The sequence below is a fragment of the Kitasatospora sp. MY 5-36 genome (assembly GCF_001182915.1).
Taxonomy (GTDB): Bacteria; Actinomycetota; Actinomycetes; order Streptomycetales; family Streptomycetaceae; genus Kitasatospora.
Genome location: NZ_LFVW01000052.1, coordinates 1 through 21,157, shown reverse-complemented (window position 1 = coordinate 21,157; position 21,157 = coordinate 1). Strand labels below are relative to the sequence as shown.

The following is a 21,157-nucleotide window of genomic DNA, read 5'->3' as shown; positions in this document are numbered from 1 at the left end:
GCCGTACGGTTCGCTGTGACCGTTTGATCTCGAAGAGTGATCGAGGAGGAGGGTTCGGTATGTCCGAAACGCCCGAACGGGCCGCCGCGGGCTCGCCGCCCCGGCCGCCGCTGACCCTGGACCGGCTGCGCGCCCTGGTGGACACCGGCGAGGTGCACACCGTCGCGCTCGCCTTCACCGACATGCAGGGGCGCCTCCAGGGCAAGCGCTTCGCCGCCCGGTTCTTCCTCGACGAGGTGGCCGAGCACGGCGCCGAGGCCTGCGACTACCTGCTGGCCGTCGACGTCGACCTGAACACCGTGGACGGCTACGCCTTCTCCTCCTGGGCCACCGGCTACGGCGACTTCGCGATGCGCCCCGACCTCGGCACCCTGCGGCTGACCCCCTGGCAGCCCGGCACCGCCCAGGTCACCGCCGACCTCGCCCGGCACGGCGGCCACCCGGTGGACGCCGCCCCGCGCCAGCTGCTGCGCCGCCAGATCGCCCGGCTCGCCGAGTACGGACTGGCCGCCGACATCGGCACCGAGCTGGAGTTCCTGGTCTTCCGCGACACCTACGAGCAGGCCTGGCTGGGCGGCTACCGCGGCCTGACCCCGGCGAACCTCTACAACGTGGACTACTCGATGCTGGGCACCGCCCGGGTCGAGCCGCTGCTGTCCCGGATCCGCACCGAGATGGCCGGCGCCGGCCTGGTGGTGGAGTCCGCCAAGGGCGAGTGCAACCTCGGCCAGCACGAGATCGCCTTCCGCTACGCCGACGCCCTCACCACCTGCGACCAGCACAGCGTCTACAAGACCGGCGCGAAGGAGATCGCCGCCCAACTCGGCTGCGCGCTCACCTTCATGGCCAAGTACGACGAGCGCGAGGGCAACAGCTGCCACATCCACCTCTCGCTGCGCGACGCCGTCGGCGCCCCCGCCTTCGCCGACCGGGACGGCCGGATGACCGACACCATGCGGCACTTCCTGGCCGGCCAGCTGGTCGCGCTGCGCGAGTTCAGCCTGCTGTACGCGCCGAACATCAACTCCTACAAGCGCTACCGCCCGGGCTCCTTCGCCCCGACCGCCGTCGCCTGGGGCCGGGACAACCGCACCTGCGCCTACCGGGTGGTCGGCCACGGCCCCGGCCTGCGGATGGAGAACCGGGTACCGGGCGGCGACGTCAACCCGTACCTCGCGGTGGCCGGGATGCTCGCGGCCGGCCTGCACGGGCTGCAGCGCAAGCTGGACCTGCCCGCGCCCTGCCTCGGCAACGCCTACGCGGTCGAGGAGTACGCCCGGGTGCCCGGTTCGCTGCGCGAGGCCGCCGGGCTCTGGGCGGACAGCGCACTGGCCCGCGAGGCCTTCGGCGACGACGTGGTCGAGCACTACCTGAACATGGCCCGGGTCGAGCAGTCCGCCTACGACGGGGCGGTCACCGACTGGGAGCGCTACCGATCCTTCGAACGGATGTGAGTCATGAGCGAGCCGAACGCGACCGCCGGGAGCAGCACGGTCCGCAACCCCGCCACCGGCGAGGTGCTCGCCACCGTCCCCGACACCACCCCCGAGCAGCTGGACGCGGCCGTCCGGCGGGCGGTGAAGGCCCAGGCCGGCTGGGCGGCGCTGGCCCCCGGTGAACGCGCCCGGCTGCTGCGCCGGTTCGCCGACCAGGTCGAGGTGCACGTCCCGGAGCTGGCCGCCCTGGAGGTGGCGGAGGCCGGCCACCTCCAGGCCAACGCCCGCTGGGAGGCCGGCAACGTCCGGGACCTGCTGGAGTACGCCGCCGGGGGAGTGGAACGGCTGACCGGCCGGCAGATCCCGGTCCCCGGCGGCCTGGACGTGACCTTCCACGAGCCGGTCGGCCTGGTCGGGGTGATCGCGCCGTGGAACTTCCCGATGCCGATCGCCGCCTGGGGCTTCGCCCCCGCCCTGGCGGCCGGCAACGCCGTCCTGCTCAAGCCCGCCGAGGCCACCCCGTTGACCGCTCTGCGGCTGGCCGAACTCGCCCTCGCGGCGGGCCTGCCCGAGGGCCTGTTCCAGACCGTCCCCGGCGCGGGCGCCACCACCGGACGGGCCCTGGTGGACCACCCGGCCGTCCGCAAGATCGTCTTCACCGGCTCGACCCTCGTCGGCAAGGAGGTCGCCGCCCGCTGCGCCGCCCGCGCCAAGCGGGTCACCCTGGAGCTCGGCGGCAAGAGCCCCAACATCGTCTTCGCCGACGCCGACCTGGCCCGCGCCGCCGACCCGCTCTCCTTCGCCGACAACAGCGGCCAGGACTGCTGCGCCCGCAGCCGGATCCTGGTCCAGCGCGAGGTGTACGAGGACTTCCTCGCCCTACTGCTGCCCGCCGTCGACACCCTGCGCACCGGCGACCCGACCGACCCGCAGACCCAGCTCGGCCCGCTGATCTCGGCCGCCCAGGTCCGCCGGGTGGCCTCCTACCTCACCCCCGACCTGCCGGTGCTGGCCCGCGGCAAGGTCCCGGACGGGCCCGGCTACTGGTACCCGCCGACGGTGGTCGCCCCCGAGGACCCGGAGGTCCCGGCCGTCACCGAGGAGATCTTCGGCCCGGTCGCCGCCGTCCTGCCGTTCACCGACGAGGCCGACGCGCTGCGGCTGGCCAACGCCACCCGCTATGGCCTGTCCGGCTCGATCTGGACCAGGGACGTCGGCCGCGCGCTGCGCCTGGCCCGGGGCGTACGGGCGGGCAACCTGTCGGTCAACTCGCACTCCTCGGTGCGCTACTGGACGCCCTTCGGCGGCTTCGGCGAGTCCGGGGTGGGCCGCGAGCTGGGGCCGGACGCGCTACGCCACTTCACCGAGACCAAGAACGTCTTCATCCACAGCGAGGAGTGACAGCCCGATGAGCGAGAAGCACGCCGCGCCGGACGAGCCCGTCTGCCGACGGCTGGTCGGCCGCACCGCCGTGGTCACCGGCGCGGGCAGCGGGATCGGCCTGGCCGCCGCCCGCCGGCTCGCCTCGGAGGGCGCGAAGGTGGTCTGCGCCGACCTCGACGAGGAGACCGGGCGGGCCGCCGCCAAGGAGGTCGGCGGGCTGTTCGTGCACACCGACGTCACCGACCCGTACATGGTCGAGGCGCTGTTCGACGAGGCGTACGAGACCTGCGGCAGCGTGGACGTCGCGTTCAACAACGCGGGCATCTCGCCGCCCGAGGACGACTCGATCCTGACCACCGGGCTGGACGCCTGGCGCAGGGTCCAGGAGGTCAACCTGACCTCGGTCTACCTGTGCTGCAAGGCCGCGCTGCCGTACATGCGCCGGCACGGGCGGGGCTCGATCATCAACACCGCCAGCTTCGTGGCCCGGATGGGCGCGGCCACCTCGCAGATCTCCTACACCGCCTCCAAGGGCGGGGTGCTGGCGATGTCCCGCGAGCTGGGCGTGCAGTTCGCCCGGGAGGGCATCCGGGTCAACGCGCTCTCGCCGGGGCCGGTGGACACCCCGCTGCTGCGCGAGCTGTTCGCCAAGGACCCGGAGCGGGCCGCCCGCCGGCTGGTGCACATCCCGCTCGGCCGGTTCGCCCGGGCCGAGGAGATCGCCGCCGCGGTGGCCTTCCTGGCCAGCGACGACTCCTCGTTCATCACGGCGAGCGAGTTCCTGGTGGACGGCGGCATCTCCGGGGCGTACGTCACACCGCTGTAGCCGCCCGCGGGCGCGGGCGGTCGGGCCGCACAAGGGCCGCGGAAGGGCCGCGGAAGGGTCGCAGCCGGGGTTCTCACCGGAATCTCATCGAAAACGGCGGGAATTCCGGGCCGCGCTGATTTCGCGTTTATCCGGCTGCCTTTAGATTCTCTACCGTGAGCGAGCAGATTCCCGCCGGGTGGTACCCGGACCCCAAGAACACCACCGGCGACCCGAGGCCGCAGCGGTGGTGGGACGGCAAGGGCTGGACGGCCGACACCCGGCCCGCACCCTCGGACGCCCCGGCACCGCAGGCTCCGGAGGCGGAGCCGACGGCCGCCGCGGCCCCGGGGCCGGGAGCGGCCGGGCAGACCACGGTGCTGGAGGGCGAGGTGCTGGAGAGCGGCCCGACCGTCCGCTACCCGGAGCCGCCGCCCTTCGGCGCCGCCTACGGCTCGCCCGCCGGGCCGCCGCGCAAGGCCCGGCGCAAGCCCTCCAAGCTGGTGCTGGCGACCACCGTCGCCGCCCTGCTCGGCCTGGCCGTCGGCGCGGGGGTCACCTACCTCGCGGTGGACGGCCACAGCGACCGCGCCCCGCGCAGCGCCCGCCCGGCCCCGCAGGGCGGCGGCTACGGCCCGTGGGGCGGCCTCCCGGGCTTCGGCGACCCCGGCAACGGTGGGGGCGGGGACAGCAAGGGCGGCAACGGGGGCAACGGCGGGAACGGCGGGAACGGCGGGAAGGGCGGCGGCGGGAACGGCAACGGCGGCGGCAAGACCCGCCCGAGCACCGACCAGGCGATCGACGTGGTCAACAAGCTCACCCTGCCGGTCCCGGACGGCTGGGAGGCCGGCACCACCACCGACGGCTACGCCATGCTCAGCGTCGGCTCGTACACCTGCGTGGACGGCAAGAGCACCTGCTCCCTCGGCGGGGCCAACACCGGCCGGATCGACGGCGGCGGCACCGACGCCCAGGCGGCGGCCAAGGCCGACATCGCGGCGGCCGCCAAGGCCGCGTACGGCGACGTCACCGGGCACCAGGAGCTCAAGTCCGAGGCCGTGAAGGTCAACGGCCAGGACGGCTACCTGGTCCGCTGGAAGGTGGACGCGCCCAAGGGCAACAACGGCTACGTGCAGACCGTGGTCTTCCCGTCCGCCGACGGGAAGTCGCTGGTCTCGGTGCACTTCGGCTTCGACATCGCCGACAAGTCGCCGGACGTCGCGGTGATGGACACCATCGTCAAGGGCATCACCGACTACAAGGGCAAGCTGCCGACCATCCCGGGGCTGCCCGGGTCCGGCGGGTCCGGCGGGTCCGGTGCGGGCGCCGGCGGCGCCGGGGGCACCACCACCTGAGCACCGCGCTCCTCACACGGCGGCGGCCCACCCGGGAGGGAACCCTCCGGGTGGGCCGCCGCCGTTCGCTCGTGCGCGGGGTGGTGCCGCGGGAACCGGGCCGGACGGGGGTGTGGCCGGCCCGGTCCCGCGCCCGGCGTCAGGAGTCGCGTCGAACAGCCTCGACGCGACGGCGCCGGAGCACCATGCCGGCCCAGCCGACGCTGATCGCGGCGGCACCCGCGAGCAGCAGCGGACCGGTGGCCGAGGTACCGCCCACGGCCGCCGAGGCGGTCGGGATCACCTGGCCGGCCGGGGAGTCCGGGTCCCCGCCGTGGCCGTGGTGGGCGACCGTGGACTTGGAGGCGTCGGCCGCGATCTGGGCGTCGCTGGGCGCGGCCGGGGCCTGGGCGGTGAGCGCCGACGCGGCGGTGGCGGAGGCGCCGAAGTCGACGTCGGAGCAGGCGTAGAAGGCCTCCGGGCTGTCGCTTCGCTGCCACACCGTGTACAGCACCTGGCGGCCGGTGCGCTGCGGCAGGGTGCCGGAGTAGCTGTAGGAGCCGTTGACGGCGTTGCGGTCGACCTGCACCTTGGCCACCGGGGTCGGGTCGAGGTCCGACCACTTCAGCGGCTTGGTGGGGTCGTAGCCCGCCTTGGTGATGTAGACGGTCTGGGTGCCGACGTGCGGCGCGGTGGTGCGGAACTGGAAGGTGAAGGCGCCGGACTTCACCGCGGTGGCCGGCCAGTCGGTGCGCGGCCAGTCCAGCGCCGCGTACTTGTCGCGGTTGGCCGAGCAGAGCTTGCCGTCCGGGATCAGCGCCTGGTGGTTGCCGTTGGCGTTGGCGATGTTGACCTCGTTCCAGTCGTACAGCGGCTGGGTGCCGCTCGCGGCGACGAGGTCCTTGCAGATCTGGGACACCGGGTGCTCGGGGCCCTCGGCGTAGCAGGCGGCGACCCGGCTCACGGGGTTGGTCATCGTGCCGTGGGCGCTGGCGGTGCCGGCGGTGGCACCGGCCACCGCGACGACCGCGGCGCCGATCACGCCGACGGACAGGGCACTTCGCTTGATGGACATGGGGTGGGGACTCCTTGACCGTCGTTCCGGGCGTGCGTGGGGGAACGGGCACGCCTGCCCGTTCGGGAGCCGCCGGCCCGGCGCGCGGCTCCCGGCCAGAGCGTAGGATTGGTCTGGACCAGAAGGCAATAGCCGCGCGTACTGTGCTTGTTGACGGACTGTAGGCCCCGGAGCAGGACAAAGGCCCGACGGACGGCCGTGGTTAGCCGTTCCATCGGGCCCCGTTAAGGCTCCGGAAAGGTCAGTGCCGCATGTCGTGGATGATGCCGGCCTGGATCACGAGATCGCTGTTGACGGTCGAGCTGCCGCTGATGGTGTTGATGATGTAGGTCCCGCCGGGCGCCTTCTCGAACTGCCCGGGCAGGAACTCCCGGAGGATGTCGAAGAGTTCCTCGGCCGCCTGCGGGTTCGTCCGGAACAGCGCGCGCAGCCGGTTGCGAAGGGCGGCGGCCTGGTCGGCCAGGACCTCCTCGTCGCCGTCGGCCTCCAGCACCTCGGCGCGGATCACCTCCAGCTCGGCGCTCGCCTCCTCGTCCCGCTCGCCGCGCCCGAACAGCCGGGCGATCCGCGAACTGGCCTGGTTCCAGGCGGCCGTGGCCATCAGTCCGGCCACCGAGGTCGCCCCGGACCTCACCATCTCCTGCACGAGCTCGGCGTCCATGCCGCCCCCTTCACGTTCGCAGTGTCGCCACCACGGTAGGGCAAAGGCGGACGAAGCGTCAGAGGAACGTCTTCCCCTCGCCCCGGTACGTCGGCACCGTCCGCACGACCCGGTCGCCCTCGACCAGGTGCAGCTCGGCGAAGCGCTCGCACAGCTCGCCCGCCTTGGCGTGCCGGAACCAGACCCGGTCGCCGATCAGCAGGTCGTCCGCGGCCGAGCCGAGCAGCGGGGTCTGCACCTCCCCGGCGCCCTCCATCGGGTCGTAGCGCAGCCCGGCCGGCAGGTACGGCACCGGCGAGCGGTCCGGGCCGGCCGCGCCGGAGGCCGGGTAGCCGCCGCCGAGCACGGTCACCACGCCGAGGCCGGGGCGGCGCACCACCGGCTGGCCGAACAGCGCGGCCGGGCGGCCCCGGAAGGAGCGGTAGTTGTCGAACAACCGCGGCTGGTACAGCCCGGAGCCGGCCGCCACCTCGGTGACGGCGCGCTCGGCCACGGTGGACTCCACGCTGCCGGTGCCGCCGCCGTTGACGAACTCCAGGTCGGCCACCCGCCGCAGCCGTCGGACCGCCGCCGCGCGCCGCTCGGCCAGCTCGGTCCGGGACCTGGTCTGCATCAGCCGGATCAGCTGCGAGCGCACCGGCCGGCCGGGCACCCGGTCGCCCACCCCGGCGACGTGTCCCTCGTACGCCATCAGGCCGACGACCCGGAAGCCCCGGCGGCGCTGGACGAGTTCGGCGAAGGCGCCGAGGTCCTCCGGGGTGCGCAGCGGCGAGCGCCGGGCGCCGACCCGGACTCGGCCGCCGAGCAGCTGCAGCGAGGTGTCCAGCTCCAGGCAGACCCGCACCTCGGCGTCGCCGCCGCGGGCCGCGTCGATCAGGTCCAGCTGGGCCGGGTCGTCCAGGACGACGGTGATCTCGCGGGCGGCCTCCGGGTCGGCGGTCAGTTCGGCGTAGCCGGCCCGGTCGGCGGAGGGGTAGGCGAGCAGGATGTCGCGGACGCCGGTGCGGGCCAGCCAGAGCGACTCGTCCAGGGTGAAGCTCATCACCCCGAGGAAGCCGTCCACGGCGAGGGCCCGTTCCAGCAGTGCCCGGCAGCGGATCGACTTGCTGGCCAGCCGGATCGGCTTGCCGCCGGCTCGGCGGACCAGGTCGGCGGCGTTCGCGTCGAACGCGGCGAGGTCCACGACGGCCACCGGCCCGTCCAGGTGGGCGGTGGCGCGGTCGTACCGGAGGCGGTCGGAGACCGGGGCGGGTGCGGTCGCGGGCGCGTCGAGGATCACCATGGCCGCAGGGTGCCACACCGCGCTACCGGTGGGTAGGGCCCGTGCGCGGGGAGCGTGCGGGGAAATGGGGCCGCTCGCGCGCGGTGGCATAGGGTCGGGCGGGTGGACCGCAAAGACTTCTCCAACCCGGCGTTCGTCGGCAAGAGCATCCCGAATCCCGGCTTCTCCGACGACGACGGCACCGCCGACCAGGCGCTCACCGAGGCCCTCGCCCGCTGGTCGCAGGACCGCGCGGCCGAGCCGGAGGTGCTGGCGGCGCTGACCCCCACCCGGCTGATGGTCCCGATCGTCGCGATCCTCGGCGAGGTCGAGGTGGACGCGAACGGGCACCGGCACGAGAAGACCAGCGACATGGCCGTCCCGGTGCTGGAGGCCCCGGACGGGCGCCGCGCGCTGCCGGCCTTCACGTCGTTGGAGTCGCTCGCCCGCTGGCGCGCCGACGCCCGCCCGGCGCCGACCGCGGCCCCCCAGGCCGCGATGGTGGCCTTCTCGGAGCGCGCAGACACCCTGCTGATTGACCCGGCCGGGCCGGTGCCGTTCCTGCTGAGCGGTGCCCGGCTGCGGGCGCTGGCGGAGAACCGCGCGTTCCTGCCGCCGGTCCGGGACCCGGAGGTGCGCGAGGCGGTCCGCGGGTTGCTGGCGGCCGAGCCGCAGGTGGTCACCGGGCTGCTGGCGGCCTCGGAGGACTCGGACGGGGTGCTCGCGGTGGTCTTCGACCCGGCGCTGGACCAGGCCGGGCTGCAGGCGGCCGCCCAGCGGGTCGGACAGGCCGTGGCCGCCGACCCGGTGCTGCGGGTGCGGCTGGACCGGGGGCTGGACCTCGCGGTGCTGCCGGCCGGCGCGGAGCTGCCGGGGGAGCCGCTCTACAAGCGGTAGGAAGCGAAAAGGGGTCAGCCTACTAGACTAGTAGGCTGGCCCCTTTTCGCGGTCCGGACGTCAGGAGTAGACCGGCCCGGTGAACTTCTCGCCCGGCCCCGCGCCCGGCGCGTCCGGGACGACGGACGCCTCGCGGAACGCGAGCTGGAGCGAGCGCAGCCCGTCGCGCAGCGGCGCGGCGTGGAAGTTGCTGATCTCCGGGGCGCCGGCGGTGACCAGCCCGGCGAGCGCGGTGATCAGCTTGCGGGCCTCGTCCAGGTCCTTGTCCTTGTCGCCGCCCTCGGCGAGACCGCACTTGACCGCGGCGGCGCTCATCAGGTGCACGGCGACGGTGGTGATCACCTCGACGGCCGGGACCTCGGCGATGTCGCGGGTGAGGTCGTCGAAGCCGATCGCGTCGTCGTCCGCGCCGGGGTTCTGGGTGGGCTCGCTGCTCAAGGGTGGCTCGTTCCGTTGTGCCGTGTGGGTACACGTGGAGCGTACAAGGGGGTCCGCGCCGGGGCGGAATAGCGTTCGACCGCGTGACGCTGTAAGCTTCGAGACTGACCGGCCGGGATCCCGTATGGGCACTCGGCCAGCAAGTGGAGGCTCCACTGAGGAGGCCCGAGAGGGCAACCGCGAAAGTCTCCCACCTTGTCGGCCTCGCGGCCGACGGGTCCCGGTCCGCGACGGGCGCCCCTGGCGCCGAGTCGCCGCAGCGCCCCTCACCGGGCGCAGCCCCCGGTTGTGTGGAGCCCCGCTTGTACCGAGCGGGGCTTTTTTCGTGTGGCGGTGTACGTAGCCGGACAGCGCAGCACGAATGAAGCCCCGCCCAGTGGTCGAGTCCACTACGTGCGACCGCCGTCCGACGGCCGCATCGCAGAAGGTGCAACCGAGGAGGCCCCATCAGCACCGAGCCCCGCATCAACGACCGGATTCGCGTCCCCGAGGTGCGACTCGTCGGTCCCAGCGGCGAGCAGGTCGGCATCGTGCCGCTTGCCAAGGCGCTGGAGCTCGCGCAGGAGTACGACCTCGACCTGGTCGAGGTCGCGGCGACCGCCCGGCCGCCGGTGTGCAAGCTCATGGACTACGGCAAGTTCAAGTACGAGTCGGCCATGAAGGCCCGTGAGGCGCGCAAGAACCAGGCGCACACGGTCATCAAGGAGATGAAGCTCCGGCCGAAGATCGACCCGCACGACTATGACACCAAGAAGGGTCACGTCGTCCGGTTCCTCAAGCAGGGCGACAAGGTCAAGATCACGATCATGTTCCGCGGTCGTGAGCAGTCCCGCCCCGAGCTGGGCTTCCGTCTGCTCCAGCGGCTCGCCGACGACGTCCAGGACCTGGGCTTCGTCGAGTCCTCGCCCAAGCAGGACGGCCGTAACATGATCATGGTTCTTGGCCCGCACAAGAAGAAGACCGAGGCGATGGCCGAGGCCCGCGCCCTCGCGGACGCCCGCAAGGCCGAGCGTCAGGGCCGCACCGGCGGCCCCGACGCCGCTGCGGACATCGAGGACGAGGACGTCGTGACCGACGTCGAGGACGTCGTGACCGAGGCCGAGGACGCCCCGGCCGAGGCGCCGGCCGTCGAGGCCGACGCTCCGGTCGAGCAGCCGGCCGCCTCCCAGGGCGCCTGAGCCCTCACCGGCCAGGAGGCCCGGGAGACCGGCCCCCAGGGTGACGGGGCGTCCCGCCCGGTCACCGCAGATCCATCCAGTTCACGCCCGCGCGGCGCACGTCGCGCGGGCGCGGACGGGACTGACGAGGAGATACGGCGAAATGCCGAAGCAGAAGACGCACAGTGGCGCCAGCAAGCGCTTCAAGATCAGTGGCTCTGGCAAGGTGCTGCGCGAGCGCGCCGGCCGCCGCCACCTCCTGGAGCACAAGCCCTCGACGCTGACCCGCAAGCTGGCCGGGACCGTCGAGCTGGCCCCCGCTGACGCCAAGAAGATCAAGAAGCTTCTCGGCAAGTGATCGCCCTCCCGCCCGGCGCGAGCCGTGAGCGGGGCAGCTGATCCTTCCCGACCCATTCGAATGACGGACCACGTGAAGTAGTCCGTGGTCCAACCCAAGGAGTAATCAAGTGGCACGCGTCAAGCGGGCAGTCAACGCCCACAAGAAGCGCCGGGTCATCCTGGAGCGCGCCAGCGGCTACCGTGGCCAGCGTTCGCGCCTGTACCGCAAGGCCAAGGAGCAGGTCACCCACTCGCTGGTCTACAACTTCAACGACCGCAAGAAGCGCAAGGGCGACTTCCGTCAGCTGTGGATCCAGCGCATCAACGCTGCGGCCCGTGCCAACGGCATCACCTACAACCGCTTCGTGCAGGGCCTGAAGGCCGCCAGCGTCGAGATCGACCGCAAGATGCTGGCCGACCTGGCCGTCAACGACCCGGGTGCGTTCGCCTCCCTGGTCGAGGTCGCCCAGAAGGCGCTGCCGGCCGACGTGAACGCCCCGAAGGCCGCCGCGGACGCCGCCTGATCTTCCGAGATCGGTTGAGCTCTGACCGGACCCGCAGGCTCGCCTGCGGGTCCGGTCCTGCTTTCGCCCCCCTCCTTCAGCGCCCTCAGAGATCGAGACCATGCCGAGCACCGACACCCCCCTGCTGACCTCCCTGCGCTCGCCGCGCGTCGTCGCCGCCCGCCGGCTGGCCAAGCGAAGCCAGCGCGGCAAGGAGCGCCGCTTCCTGGTCGAGGGCCCGCAGGCCGTCCGGGAGGCCGTCGCCTTCGGCAGGCTGCCGGGCAGCGGCGAGCACGCCGTGGTCGAGGTCTACACGACCCAGGAGGCCGCCGAGCGGCACGCCGGCATCGTCGAGGCCGCCCTGGCGGAGGGGCTGCCGGTGCTGACCGCCACCGACGAGGTGATCGCCGACATCTGCGACACCGTGACCCCGCAGGGCATCGTGGCGCTCTGCCGCTTCATCGACACCCCGTTCGACGAGGTGCTCAGGGCCCGCCCCAAGCTGGTCGCGGTCCTCGCCCACGTGCGCGACCCCGGGAACGCCGGCACGGTGCTGCGCACCGCCGACGCGGCCGGCGCGGACGCCGTGGTGCTCACCGACGCCTCGGTGGACCTCTACAACCCGAAGGCCGTCCGGGCCTCCGTGGGCAGCCTGTTCCACCTGCCGGTGGCGGTCGGCGTGCCGGTCGAGGAGGCCGTCGGCAGGCTGCGCGAGGCCGGTGTCCGGGTGCTCGCCGCGGACGGCGCGGGGGAGCGGGACCTGGACCAGGAGCTGGACGAGGGCACGCTGGGCGCGCCCGGCGCATGGGTGTTCGGCAACGAGGCGTGGGGGCTTCCGGAGGAGACCCGCGCGCTCACCGACGAGGTCGTGCGCGTTCCGATCCACGGCCACGCCGAGAGCCTCAACCTGGCCACGGCCGCGGCCGTCTGCCTGTACGCCTCGGCCCGGGCGCAGCGTTCGCCCGGCGGCTGCCGCTCGAACGCCTGACGCACCCGGGGGCGCACCGGGATCTCCCCGTTGCAAGCCCTACTACACCCGCCTGGGAGACGCTAGGGTCTGCCTCTGTGGGGGGAACGGCACGGTGGGTAATCGGGGAGGCAACCCATGGTCGGCAGCGGGCCAGAGCTCGACCCGGACGACCTGCCGGACGGCCTGGTGGTCGCGGACGCGCTGGGCCGGGTGGTCTGCTTCAACCGGGCCGCGGCCCGGCTCACCGGCGTGCTCCCGCAGGCCGCGCTCGGCAGCGGGCTGGAGGACGCCCTCCCGCTGGAGGACCTGGACGGCCGCCGCTGGTGGCAGCTGACCGACCCGTACGGCGGCCTGGCCATCCGCACCGGCCAGCCGGAGCGCAACCTGCTGCTGCCCGGCGGGCGTGAGGTGCTGGTCTCCGCCCGGTACGTGCGCGGCGCCCCGGGCGGGCCGCTGGAGCGCCTGGTGATCGCGCTGCGCGGCACCGAGGCCCGGCGCCGCACCGAGCGCAGCCACGCCGAGCTGATCGCCACCGTGGCGCACGAGCTGCGCTCCCCGCTGACGAGCGTCAAGGGCTTCACGGCGACGCTGCTGGCCAAGTGGGAGCGGTTCACCGACGGGCAGAAGCGGCTGATGCTGGAGACCGTGGACGCCGACGCGGACCGGGTCACCCGGCTGATCGCCGAGCTGCTGGACATCTCCCGGATCGACGCCGGTCGGCTGGAGCTGCGCAAGCAGGTGGTGGACCTGGCGGCGGCGGTGCGCCGGCACGTCGAGCGCAAGGTCGCCACCGGCATCCCCGAGGACCGCTTCGACATCCGGATCAGCGAGCCGCTGACCGTCCTGTGGGCCGACCCGGACAAGGTCGACCAGGTGCTGGCCAACCTGCTGGAAAATGCGGTGCGGCACGGTGAGGGAACTGTCACGATCGAGGTGGCACCGGCCAAGGAGGTCGTCGAGGCGCCCGTCTGGGAGCGCAACGGCACCCCGCCCCGCATCGTGGAAGGTACGGCGGTCACCGTGAGCGACGAAGGCAGCGGCATCCCCGAGGAGGCGGTGCCGCGCGTCTTCACCCGCTTCTGGCGCGGCTCCAAGCGCGGCGGTACGGGCCTGGGCCTCTACATCGTCAAGGGCATCGTGGAGGCCCACGGCGGCTCGATCCGCGTCGACCGCGCGCCCGGCGGCGGCGCCCGGTTCCGATTTATCCTGCCCGCCGGGGTGCCCGACTTCATGCTCTGAGAAAGTGCGTGAACGCCAAGCACAGCCTGCTTCGGGATCCCGAGCAGGTCGGACGTCGTTCCCCCCGGACGGGCTTCGCGGCAGCGGTGATACACGCTGCGACTACACTCGACCTTTGGCGTTGGCCCAAAGACCTTGAGCACGGACGAGCAGGAGCACGGGAAAGATAGAGATGTCGGCACCCAACAAGTCGTACGACCCGGTCGAGGTCGAGGCCCTCAAGCCCGAGGTGGTGGAGCAGGCGCGGGACGAGGCGGTCGCCGCGTTCGCCGCCGCCGGCTCCCTGGACGAGCTGAAGCAGGCCAAGGTCGCCCACACCGGCGACCGCTCCGCGCTCTCGCTCGCCAATCGCGAGATCGGGGCCCTGCCCCCGCACGCCAAGGCGGCCGCCGGAAAGCTGATCGGTCAGGCCCGCGGGGCCGTCAACAAGGCCCTCGCCCAGCGGCAGGCCGAGCTGGAGGCGGAGCGGGACGCCCGCGTGCTGGTCGAGGAGGCGGTGGACGTCACGCTGCCGTACGACCGCGCTCCGCGCGGCGCCCGGCACCCGCTGACCACCATGGCCGAGCGCATCGAGGACACCTTCGTCGCGATGGGCTACCAGGTCGCGGAGGGCCCCGAGGTCGAGGCCGAGTGGCTCAACTTCGACGCCCTCAACCTGGGCCCGGACCACCCGGCCCGCTCGATGCAGGACACGTTCTGGGTCCAGGCCCCGGACGGCTCCGCCGACTCCGGCGTGGTGCTGCGCACCCAGACCTCCCCGGTCCAGGCCCGCACCATGCTCGACCGCGAGCCCCCGCTCTACGTGGTCTGCCCCGGCCGGGTCTACCGGACGGACGAGCTGGACGCCACCCACACCCCGGTCTTCCGCCAGGTCGAGGGCCTCGCGGTGGACGAGGGCATCACCTTCGCGGACCTCAAGGGCACCATCGAGGTGCTGGTCGAGAAGCTGATCGGCGGCGGCCTGGAGCTGCGCTGGCGCCCGTCGTACTTCCCGTTCACCGAGCCGAGCGCGGAGATCGACCTCCAGTGCTTCGTGTGCCGCGGCGAGAGCGTCGGCAACCCGGACCGCCCGTGCCGGACCTGCTCCTCCGAGGGCTGGATCGAGCTCGGCGGCTGCGGCGTGGTCAACCCGCGGGTGCTGGTCGCCTGCGGTGTCGACCCGAACCGCTACAGCGGGTTCGCCTTCGGCCTGGGCCTGGAGCGGATCCTGATGAATCGTCACAACGTCGCCGACATGCGCGACATGGTCGAGGGTGACGTCCGCTTCACCCTCCCGTTCGGGATGGAGATCTGATGCGCGTCCCGCTTTCCTGGCTGCGCGAGTACGTCGACCTGCCGGCCGGCGAGACCGGCCGTGACGTCGCGGAGCGCCTGGTCCGGGCCGGCCTGGAGGTCGAGACCGTCGAGCAGATCGGCGCGGACTTCAAGGGCCCGCTGGTGGTCGGCGAGGTGCTCTCCATCGAGGAGCTGTCCGGCTTCAAGAAGCCGATCCGGCACTGCTTCGTGAACGTCGGCGACGCCAACGGCACCGGCGACCCGCAGGAGATCGTCTGCGGTGCGACCAACTTCGCCGTCGGCGACAAGGTCGTGGTCGTGCTCCCGGGCGCCGTCCTGCCCGGCCCGTTCCCGATCGCGGCCCGCAAGACCTACGGCCACACCTCGGCCGGCATGATCTGCTCCGCCCGCGAGCTGGGCATGGGCGACGACCACAACGGCATCATCGTGCTCCCGCCGGAGTACGAGCCCGGCACCGACGCCATCGAGCTGCTCCAGCTCGTCGACGAGGTGCTCGACATCGCCGTCACTCCGGACCGCGGCTACTGCCTGTCCATGCGCGGTGTGGCCCGTGAGGCCGCCGCCGCGTACGGGCTGCCGCTGGCCGACCCGGCGCTGCTCGACGTGCCGCCGGCGAACTCCTTCGGCTACCTGGTGAAGGTCAACGACCAGACCGGCTGCGACCGCTTCGTGGCCCGTACGGTCGTCGGCGTCGACCCGAACGCCAAGTCCCCGATCTGGCTGCAGCGCCGGCTCCAGAAGTCGGGCATCCGCCCGATCTCGCTGACCGTCGACATCACCAACTACGTGATGCTGGAGGTCGGCCAGCCGCTGCACGCCTACGACAAGCAGCGCGTGGACGGCCCGATCACGGTCCGCCGGGCGGCGCAGGGCGAGACCCTGACCACCCTCGACGGGGTCGAGCGCAAGCTCTCCGCCGAGGACCTGCTGATCTGCGACAACAGCGGCCCGATCGGCCTGGCCGGCGTGATGGGCGGCGCCTCCACCGAGATCCTCGACCCGGCCGCAGGCCCGGGCACCACCGAGGTGATCATCGAGGCGGCGCACTTCGACGCGGTCGCCATCGCCCGCAGCGCCAAGCGGCACAAGCTGCCCTCCGAGGCGTCCAAGCGCTTCGAGCGCGGCGTCGACCCGGAGGCCACCCGCGCCGCCGCGCAGCGCGCCGTCGACCTGCTGGTCCTGATCGCCGGCGGCACCGCCGAGGCCGGGGTCACCGACATCGCGGCCCCGCACCCGGTGCGCACCATCACCATCGCCGCCGACCTGCCCGACCGGGTGGCCGGCACCGGGTATGGCCGCGAGACCGTCACCCGGCGCCTGCAGGAGATCGGCTGCTCGGTCTCCGGCGCCGACGTCCTGGAGGTCACCCCGCCGACCTGGCGGCCCGACCTCACGGACCCGTACGACCTCGCCGAGGAGGTCATCCGGCTGGAGGGCTACGACAACGTCCCCGCCCGGATGCCCAACGTCCCCCCGGGCAAGGGCCTGACCGAGGCCCAGCGGGTGCACCGTCGGATCGGCGTCGCGCTGGCCGCGGCCGGCTACGTCGAGGTCAACAACTACCCGTTCCTCGGCGAGCCCGCCTTCGAGGCGCTCGGCCTGGAGGCGGACGACCGGCGCCGCCGCACGGTGAAGCTGGTCAACCCGCTGAACGACGAGGAGCCGGCGCTGCGCACCACGCTGCTGCCGGGCCTGCTCGGCGCGCTGCGCCGCAACGTCGGCCGGGGCAACACCGACCTGGCGGTCTTCGAGACCGGCACGGTCTTCCTGCCCAAGGACGAGCTGAGCGTGGCCCCGCGTCCGGCGGTCGACCACCGGCCCAGCGACGAGGAGCTGGCCGCGCTGGACGCCGCGCTGCCGGACCAGCCGCGCCGGATCGCCGTCGCCCTCGCGGGCGAGCGGCTGCCGTCGGGCTGGTGGGGCAAGGGCTCCCAGGCCTCCTGGGCGGACGCCGTCGAGGCGGCCCGCGCGGTGGCCCGTGCGGCCGGCGTCGAACTGACCGTCCGCCAGGGCCAGTTGGCGCCGTGGCACCCGGGCCGCTGCGCCGAGCTGCTGGTGGCCGGCACCGACCGGGTGGTCGGCCACGCCGGTGAGCTGCACCCGCGGGTGGTCAAGGCGCTCGGGCTGCCGGCCCGTACCGCCGCGATGGAGATCGACGTCGACCTGCTGACGGCGGACGGCGCCGAGCGCGTCAACGGCCCGGCGGTCTCCGGCTTCCCGGTGGCCACCCAGGACGTCGCGCTGATCGTCGACACCGCCGTCCCGGCGGCCGAGGTCGAGGCCGCGCTGCGGGCCGGCGCGGGCGAACTGCTGGAGGCCATCCGGCTGTTCGACGTCTTCACCGGCGAGCAGGTCGGCGAGGGCCGGAAGTCGCTGGCGTACGCGCTGCGCTTCCGCGCGGTCGACCGCACGCTGACCGCCGACGAAGCCACCGCCGCCCGTGAGGCGGCCGTCGCCGAGGCCGTCGCCCGCACCGGCGCGGTGCTGCGCGGCGCCTGACGCGGCAGCGCCCGAGGAGGGCCCCGCCCCGGACCACGCGTCCGGGGCGGGGCCCTCTCCGTTTCCCCGGTGTTGTCCCGGCCGTTTCCCCGGCTCGACCGGACGGTCGCCCGGGCGTCGCGACCCGGCCGCCGGCCCTCAAGATCTCTTGAAGAGGTTCGGTCAAAACCCTTGCGGGAGCCGGGCCGAGAGCGTTTCCTTTTTCTCGTTAGGAAAGTTTCCTAACCCCACGAGGAATCGGAGCGTCCCATGCGCCCTCAGCCCCGTCGTGCCCTCCGCATCGCCCTCGCCGCCGCCCTGGTGGCCGCGCCGCTGACCGTCGCGGCCACCTCGGCGGCCCAGGCCGCCCCGTCGCCCGCCGCCGCCGTCCAGCTCAAGGGCGTCGGGCTGGACGACCCGCACAAGAAGGACATCGCCATGCAGCTGGTGTCCAGCGCGGAGAACTCGTCGCTGGACTGGAAGGCCCAGTACAAGTACATCGAGGACATCAAGGACGGCCGCGGCTACACCGCCGGCATCATCGGCTTCTGCTCCGGCACCGGTGACATGCTGGACCTGGTCCAGCACTACACCGACCTCAAGCCCGGCAACATCCTGGCCAAGTACCTGCCGGCCCTGAAGAAGGTCAACGGCAGCGAGTCGCACGCCGGGCTGGGCTCCGCGTTCGAGAAGGACTGGGCCACCGCCGCCAAGGACACCGTCTTCCAGCAGGCCCAGAACGACGAGCGCGACCGGGTGTACTTCAACCCCGCCGTCAACCAGGCCAAGAGCGACGGCCTGCGCGCGCTCGGCCAGTTCGCCTACTACGACGCCATCGTCATGCACGGCCCGGGCAACAGCTCGGACAGCTTCGGCGGCATCCGCGCCGCCGCCCTGAAGAAGGCCAAGACCCCCGCCCAGGGCGGCGACGAGGCCACCTACCTCAAGGCCTTCCTGGACGCCCGCAAGGTGGTCATGAAGAAGGAGGAGGCGCACTCCGACACCAGCCGGGTCGACACCGAGCAGCTGGTCTTCCTCAACGCCAAGAACTTCGACCTCAACCCGCCGCTGAAGTGGAAGGTCTACGGCGACAGCTACGCCATCAACAGCTGACGCCGGCAAGGCGAAAGGGCCCGGCGGCTGGTTCACAGCCGCCGGGCCCCGCCGTTCGCGCGCGCCGGGGTGTCAGGCGCTCGCGGTGTAGTCGTAGAAGCCCCGGCCGGACTTGCGGCCCAGCAGGCCCGCGTCGACCATCCGGGAGAGCAGCGGGGGAGCGGCGTACAGCGGCTCCTTGTACTCGTCGTACATCGACTCGGCGATCGAGACGATGGTGTCCAGGCCGATCAGGTCGCACAGCCGCAGCGGGCCCATCGGGTGGGCGCAGCCGGCCTCCATGCCCTTGTCGATGTCGGAGGCGGTGGCCACGCCCGTCTCGAACATCCGCACCGCGGACAGCAGGTACGGCACCAGCAGCGCGTTGACCACGAAGCCGGCCCGGTCGCGGGCGCGGATCGGCTCCTTGCCGAGCACCTGGGAGGCGAAGGCCTCGACCCGCTCGGTGGTGGTCGCCGAGGTGGTCAGGGTCGGGATGACCTCGACCAGCTTCTGCACCGGCGCCGGGTTGAAGAAGTGCAGGCCGATCACCTGCTCCGGGCGGGTGGTGGCGGCGGCCAGCTTCACGATCGGGATCGAGGAGGTGTTGGAGGCGAGGATCGCGTCGCGGCGCTCGACCACCCGGTCCAGGGTCTCGAAGATCTTGACCTTGACGTCCTCGCGCTCGGCGACGGCCTCGACCACCAGGTCGCGGTCGGCGAAGTCGGACAGCTCGACGGTGAAGGACAGCCGGGCCAGCGCCTCGTCCCGCTGCTCGGGGCTCAGCTTGCCCCGCTTGACCGCCGTCTCCAGGGAGTTGGTCAGCCGGGTGCGGCCGAACTCCAGCGCCTCACCGCTGGCCTCCGACACCAGGACGTCCAGCCCGGCCCGGGCGAAGACCTCGGCGATGCCCGACCCCATCAGACCGCAGCCGATCACTCCGACGCGCGCGATGTCACTCACTCAGTTGCCCTTCGACGGTGCTGGGGGTCGCCCAGCTTTCGGGTGGCCCAGCGAGCTGCTGGACGACGGGCCGGTGTGCCGGAATGGGTGCACCGGTCACCGCCCCGACGACGTTACTACTCCGTACCGGCCAGTAGGTCACCCCCTCCCCGGCGTAGTGCCAGGGTCGGGCTTCACCCGAACGAGTGAGGCAGCGGCCCCGGACCCGTGTGCCCGGGGCCCGCTCCGCCCGGCTGCCGACAGAATGCCGCAGACGGGGCCGGGGGCGGACGCGGACAGGGCCGGGGACGTGAAGGGAGCACAGGGTGTCGACGGGATCGCTCGCAGGACAGGTCGCCCTGATCACCGGCGCGGGCCGGGGCATCGGCCGGGAGCTCGCCATCGGCCTGGCCGCCGAGGGGATGTCCGTCGGCCTGGTCGGCCGCACCCACGAGACGCTGACCGACACGCTCAAGGAGTGCGTCAAGCGCGGCTCCCGGGGCGTCGCGGTGACCGCCGACGTCACCCGACCCGGCTCGGTGCGCGAGGCCGTCCGGCTGGTCGAGCGCGACCTCGGGCCGATCGACCTGCTGGTCAACAACGCCGGCCTGGTCGACCGCGCCGAGGTGCCGATCTGGGAGACCGACGCGAACCAGTGGTGGCAGGTGATCGAGACCAACCTGCGCGGCCCCTACAACCTGCTGCGCTGCGTGCTCCCCGGCATGGTCGCCCGCCGGAGCGGCCGGGTGGTCAACCTCAACTCCGGCTTCGCGCTGCGCCCGGACGGCAACTACACCGCGTACGCCACGTCCAAGGGCGCGCTGCTCCAGCTCTCCGACAACATGGCGGACTCGCTCGCCCGCAACGGCGTCGTGGTCCTCGACGTCAGCCCGGGCGCGGTGGCCACCGACATGACCGCCGCGATGCCGATGTTCAAGGAGACGACGACCTGGGGCTCCATCCCGTACATGGTCGCGGTCACCGTGGACGCCGCCCGGGGCCGCTTCGACGGACTGCACGGGCGGTTCATCCACGCCGGCCGGGACGACTTGGAGGAGCTGGTCAACCGGGCGGACGCGATCCGCGCCGCGGACGCCCGTACGCTGCGGCTGCGCCCGTACAAGGACGACGATCCGATGGTCTGACCTGGGGCGTCCCCTGGGGCCCGTCAGACCGGTCCCGACCGCTCAGGCGCAGAGCTGGCTGGCGGTCACCGGCTTGAGCCCCGCCTTGGCCAGGCCGTCCAGGACACCGGGCATCGCGTCCACCGTGCACTGGTGCCCCATGTGCAGCGCCACCACCGAGCCGCCGCGCACCGAGTTCAGCACCCGGCGCTGCAGCTCGGCCGCCGAGGGGTCGTTGTAGTCGCGCGGGTCGACGTCGAAGGACAGCACGTGCTCGTACCCGACCGCCTTGGCCTGCTCCCGCACCATCGGGGTGGCGTACTGCGCGGCGGAGGGCCGGAACCAGCGGCCGATCGAGCCGGTGAGCCGCTGCAGGCGCTCCGCGCACTGGGCGATCTCGGCGCGCGCCTGGTCCGGTGTCATGGCGGAGATGTTGAGGTGGTTCTGGGTGTGGTTGCCCAGCTCGTGGCCGCCGTCCAGGATCCGCCGGGCCATCTGCGGCTGCTGGTCGAGCCAGCTGCCGACCACCATCACGGTCAGCTTGGCGCCGCGCTGCTCGGCGATCTCCAGCAGGGCGGTGGCCAGCTTCGGGTCGCCGCTGCCGTGGACGGTGAGCGCCACGTTCTTCCCGGTGCGCGGCCCGTACGCGACCTCGACCGGGGTGCCGGGCGCGAGCGGCGACAGCGCGGGCGGGGCCGGCGGGGCGCTGGGCTGGGCGGCGGCCGCG

20 protein-coding genes are annotated in these 21,157 nt (G+C 73.0%); 14 read left to right on the top strand and 6 right to left on the bottom strand.

From position 1 onward, the window contains the following. Nucleotides 1-59 precede the first annotated feature (59 nt). The 4 genes from AE652_RS04875 (at nucleotide 60) to AE652_RS47880 (ending at nucleotide 4,979) form a co-directional block, all read left to right on the top strand. Nucleotides 60-1,454: a glutamine synthetase family protein gene (locus AE652_RS04875; protein WP_049649880.1), complete on the top strand. Its 1,395-nt coding sequence runs from the start codon at nucleotides 60-62 to the stop codon at nucleotides 1,452-1,454. A gap of 3 nt (nucleotides 1,455-1,457) precedes the next feature. Further along, the gene (locus AE652_RS04870) at nucleotides 1,458-2,837 is read left to right on the top strand and encodes an aldehyde dehydrogenase (RefSeq protein ID WP_049649879.1); all 1,380 of its coding nucleotides are present in this window, start codon (nucleotides 1,458-1,460) and stop codon (nucleotides 2,835-2,837) included. A gap of 7 nt (nucleotides 2,838-2,844) precedes the next feature. Beyond that, complete coding sequence (locus AE652_RS04865; protein ID WP_049649878.1) at nucleotides 2,845-3,645, top strand: 3-oxoacyl-ACP reductase; 801 nt, start codon at nucleotides 2,845-2,847, stop codon at nucleotides 3,643-3,645. Nucleotides 3,646-3,800: 155 nt separating this feature from the next. Continuing rightward, nucleotides 3,801-4,979: a DUF2510 domain-containing protein gene (locus AE652_RS47880; RefSeq protein WP_049649877.1), complete on the top strand. Its 1,179-nt coding sequence runs from the start codon at nucleotides 3,801-3,803 to the stop codon at nucleotides 4,977-4,979. A 139-nt stretch (nucleotides 4,980-5,118) separates the two neighbouring features. Here AE652_RS47880 and AE652_RS04855 read toward each other — a convergent pair whose 3' ends face one another. From AE652_RS04855 to AE652_RS04845, 3 genes are all read right to left on the bottom strand, one after another. Beyond that, nucleotides 5,119-6,033, bottom strand: coding sequence for a lytic polysaccharide monooxygenase (locus AE652_RS04855; protein ID WP_049649876.1), 915 nt, complete (start codon nucleotides 6,031-6,033; stop codon nucleotides 5,119-5,121). A 241-nt stretch (nucleotides 6,034-6,274) separates the two neighbouring features. Further along, nucleotides 6,275-6,694 (bottom strand): hypothetical protein, encoded by a 420-nt coding sequence (locus AE652_RS04850; RefSeq protein ID WP_049649875.1) that lies wholly within the window; start codon nucleotides 6,692-6,694, stop codon nucleotides 6,275-6,277. Nucleotides 6,695-6,752: 58 nt separating this feature from the next. Beyond that, on the bottom strand, nucleotides 6,753-7,976 hold the full coding sequence (locus AE652_RS04845) for an amino acid deaminase/aldolase (RefSeq protein WP_049649874.1): 1,224 nt from the start codon (nucleotides 7,974-7,976) through the stop codon (nucleotides 6,753-6,755). Nucleotides 7,977-8,078: 102 nt separating this feature from the next. Here AE652_RS04845 and AE652_RS04840 point away from each other — a divergent pair, with 102 nt between their 5' ends. Continuing rightward, nucleotides 8,079-8,852, top strand: a complete 774-nt coding sequence (locus AE652_RS04840; protein WP_049649873.1) for an SseB family protein — start codon at nucleotides 8,079-8,081, stop codon at nucleotides 8,850-8,852. Nucleotides 8,853-8,912: 60 nt separating this feature from the next. On the opposite strand, the gene AE652_RS04835 is transcribed toward AE652_RS04840, so the two are convergent. Beyond that, the gene (locus tag AE652_RS04835) at nucleotides 8,913-9,290 is read right to left on the bottom strand and encodes a DUF1844 domain-containing protein (protein WP_049649872.1); all 378 of its coding nucleotides are present in this window, start codon (nucleotides 9,288-9,290) and stop codon (nucleotides 8,913-8,915) included. Nucleotides 9,291-9,736: 446 nt separating this feature from the next. Here AE652_RS04835 and infC point away from each other — a divergent pair, with 446 nt between their 5' ends. From infC to AE652_RS04795, 8 genes are all read left to right on the top strand, one after another. Then, nucleotides 9,737-10,468 carry a translation initiation factor IF-3 gene (gene infC, locus AE652_RS04830; RefSeq protein ID WP_074002347.1) on the top strand — a complete coding sequence of 244 codons (732 nt, stop codon included), beginning with the start codon at nucleotides 9,737-9,739 and terminating at the stop codon, nucleotides 10,466-10,468. Between the two features lie 142 nt (nucleotides 10,469-10,610). Next, the gene (gene rpmI / locus AE652_RS04825; protein ID WP_030055648.1) at nucleotides 10,611-10,805 is read left to right on the top strand and encodes a 50S ribosomal protein L35; all 195 of its coding nucleotides are present in this window, start codon (nucleotides 10,611-10,613) and stop codon (nucleotides 10,803-10,805) included. Between the two features lie 109 nt (nucleotides 10,806-10,914). After that, nucleotides 10,915-11,310, top strand: a complete 396-nt coding sequence (gene rplT / locus AE652_RS04820) for a 50S ribosomal protein L20 (protein ID WP_030055649.1) — start codon at nucleotides 10,915-10,917, stop codon at nucleotides 11,308-11,310. Between the two features lie 100 nt (nucleotides 11,311-11,410). Beyond that, nucleotides 11,411-12,277, top strand: a complete 867-nt coding sequence (locus tag AE652_RS04815; RefSeq protein WP_049649870.1) for an RNA methyltransferase — start codon at nucleotides 11,411-11,413, stop codon at nucleotides 12,275-12,277. A 117-nt stretch (nucleotides 12,278-12,394) separates the two neighbouring features. Then, complete coding sequence (locus tag AE652_RS04810; protein WP_049649869.1) at nucleotides 12,395-13,498, top strand: ATP-binding protein; 1,104 nt, start codon at nucleotides 12,395-12,397, stop codon at nucleotides 13,496-13,498. 172 nt (nucleotides 13,499-13,670) lie between these two features. Next, complete coding sequence (gene pheS / locus AE652_RS04805; protein WP_049649868.1) at nucleotides 13,671-14,792, top strand: phenylalanine--tRNA ligase subunit alpha; 1,122 nt, start codon at nucleotides 13,671-13,673, stop codon at nucleotides 14,790-14,792. Then, nucleotides 14,792-17,293: a phenylalanine--tRNA ligase subunit beta gene (gene pheT / locus AE652_RS04800; protein WP_049649867.1), complete on the top strand. Its 2,502-nt coding sequence runs from the start codon at nucleotides 14,792-14,794 to the stop codon at nucleotides 17,291-17,293. Before pheS ends, pheT begins: the two co-directional genes overlap by 1 nt. Before the next feature lie 249 nt (nucleotides 17,294-17,542). After that, entirely contained in the window at nucleotides 17,543-18,385 is an 843-nt protein-coding gene (locus AE652_RS04795; RefSeq protein ID WP_049649866.1) for a chitosanase, read from the top strand. A gap of 72 nt (nucleotides 18,386-18,457) precedes the next feature. On the opposite strand, the gene AE652_RS04790 is transcribed toward AE652_RS04795, so the two are convergent. Further along, entirely contained in the window at nucleotides 18,458-19,327 is an 870-nt protein-coding gene (locus AE652_RS04790; protein ID WP_049649865.1) for a 3-hydroxybutyryl-CoA dehydrogenase, read from the bottom strand. Between the two features lie 305 nt (nucleotides 19,328-19,632). Here AE652_RS04790 and AE652_RS04785 point away from each other — a divergent pair, with 305 nt between their 5' ends. After that, nucleotides 19,633-20,451, top strand: coding sequence for an SDR family NAD(P)-dependent oxidoreductase (locus AE652_RS04785; protein WP_049649864.1), 819 nt, complete (start codon nucleotides 19,633-19,635; stop codon nucleotides 20,449-20,451). A gap of 42 nt (nucleotides 20,452-20,493) precedes the next feature. On the opposite strand, the gene AE652_RS04780 is transcribed toward AE652_RS04785, so the two are convergent. Next, the coding region (locus AE652_RS04780) for a polysaccharide deacetylase family protein (protein ID WP_049649863.1) at nucleotides 20,494-21,157 on the bottom strand (664 nt) is incomplete at its 5' end.

Coding starts and splice junctions, on each gene's coding strand:
- AE652_RS04810 (WP_049649869.1), top strand. CDS start 12,395: ATGGTCGGCAGCGGGCCAGAGCTCGACCCGGACGACCTGCCGGACGGC.
- AE652_RS04795 (WP_049649866.1), top strand. CDS start 17,543: ATGCGCCCTCAGCCCCGTCGTGCCCTCCGCATCGCCCTCGCCGCCGCC.
- AE652_RS04850 (WP_049649875.1), bottom strand. CDS start 6,694: ATGGACGCCGAGCTCGTGCAGGAGATGGTGAGGTCCGGGGCGACCTCG.
- AE652_RS04855 (WP_049649876.1), bottom strand. CDS start 6,033: ATGTCCATCAAGCGAAGTGCCCTGTCCGTCGGCGTGATCGGCGCCGCG.
- AE652_RS04845 (WP_049649874.1), bottom strand. CDS start 7,976: ATGGTGATCCTCGACGCGCCCGCGACCGCACCCGCCCCGGTCTCCGAC.
- AE652_RS04865 (WP_049649878.1), top strand. CDS start 2,845: ATGAGCGAGAAGCACGCCGCGCCGGACGAGCCCGTCTGCCGACGGCTG.
- pheT (WP_049649867.1), top strand. CDS start 14,792: ATGCGCGTCCCGCTTTCCTGGCTGCGCGAGTACGTCGACCTGCCGGCC.
- AE652_RS04815 (WP_049649870.1), top strand. CDS start 11,411: ATGCCGAGCACCGACACCCCCCTGCTGACCTCCCTGCGCTCGCCGCGC.
- AE652_RS04870 (WP_049649879.1), top strand. CDS start 1,458: ATGAGCGAGCCGAACGCGACCGCCGGGAGCAGCACGGTCCGCAACCCC.
- rpmI (WP_030055648.1), top strand. CDS start 10,611: ATGCCGAAGCAGAAGACGCACAGTGGCGCCAGCAAGCGCTTCAAGATC.
- AE652_RS04875 (WP_049649880.1), top strand. CDS start 60: ATGTCCGAAACGCCCGAACGGGCCGCCGCGGGCTCGCCGCCCCGGCCG.
- pheS (WP_049649868.1), top strand. CDS start 13,671: ATGTCGGCACCCAACAAGTCGTACGACCCGGTCGAGGTCGAGGCCCTC.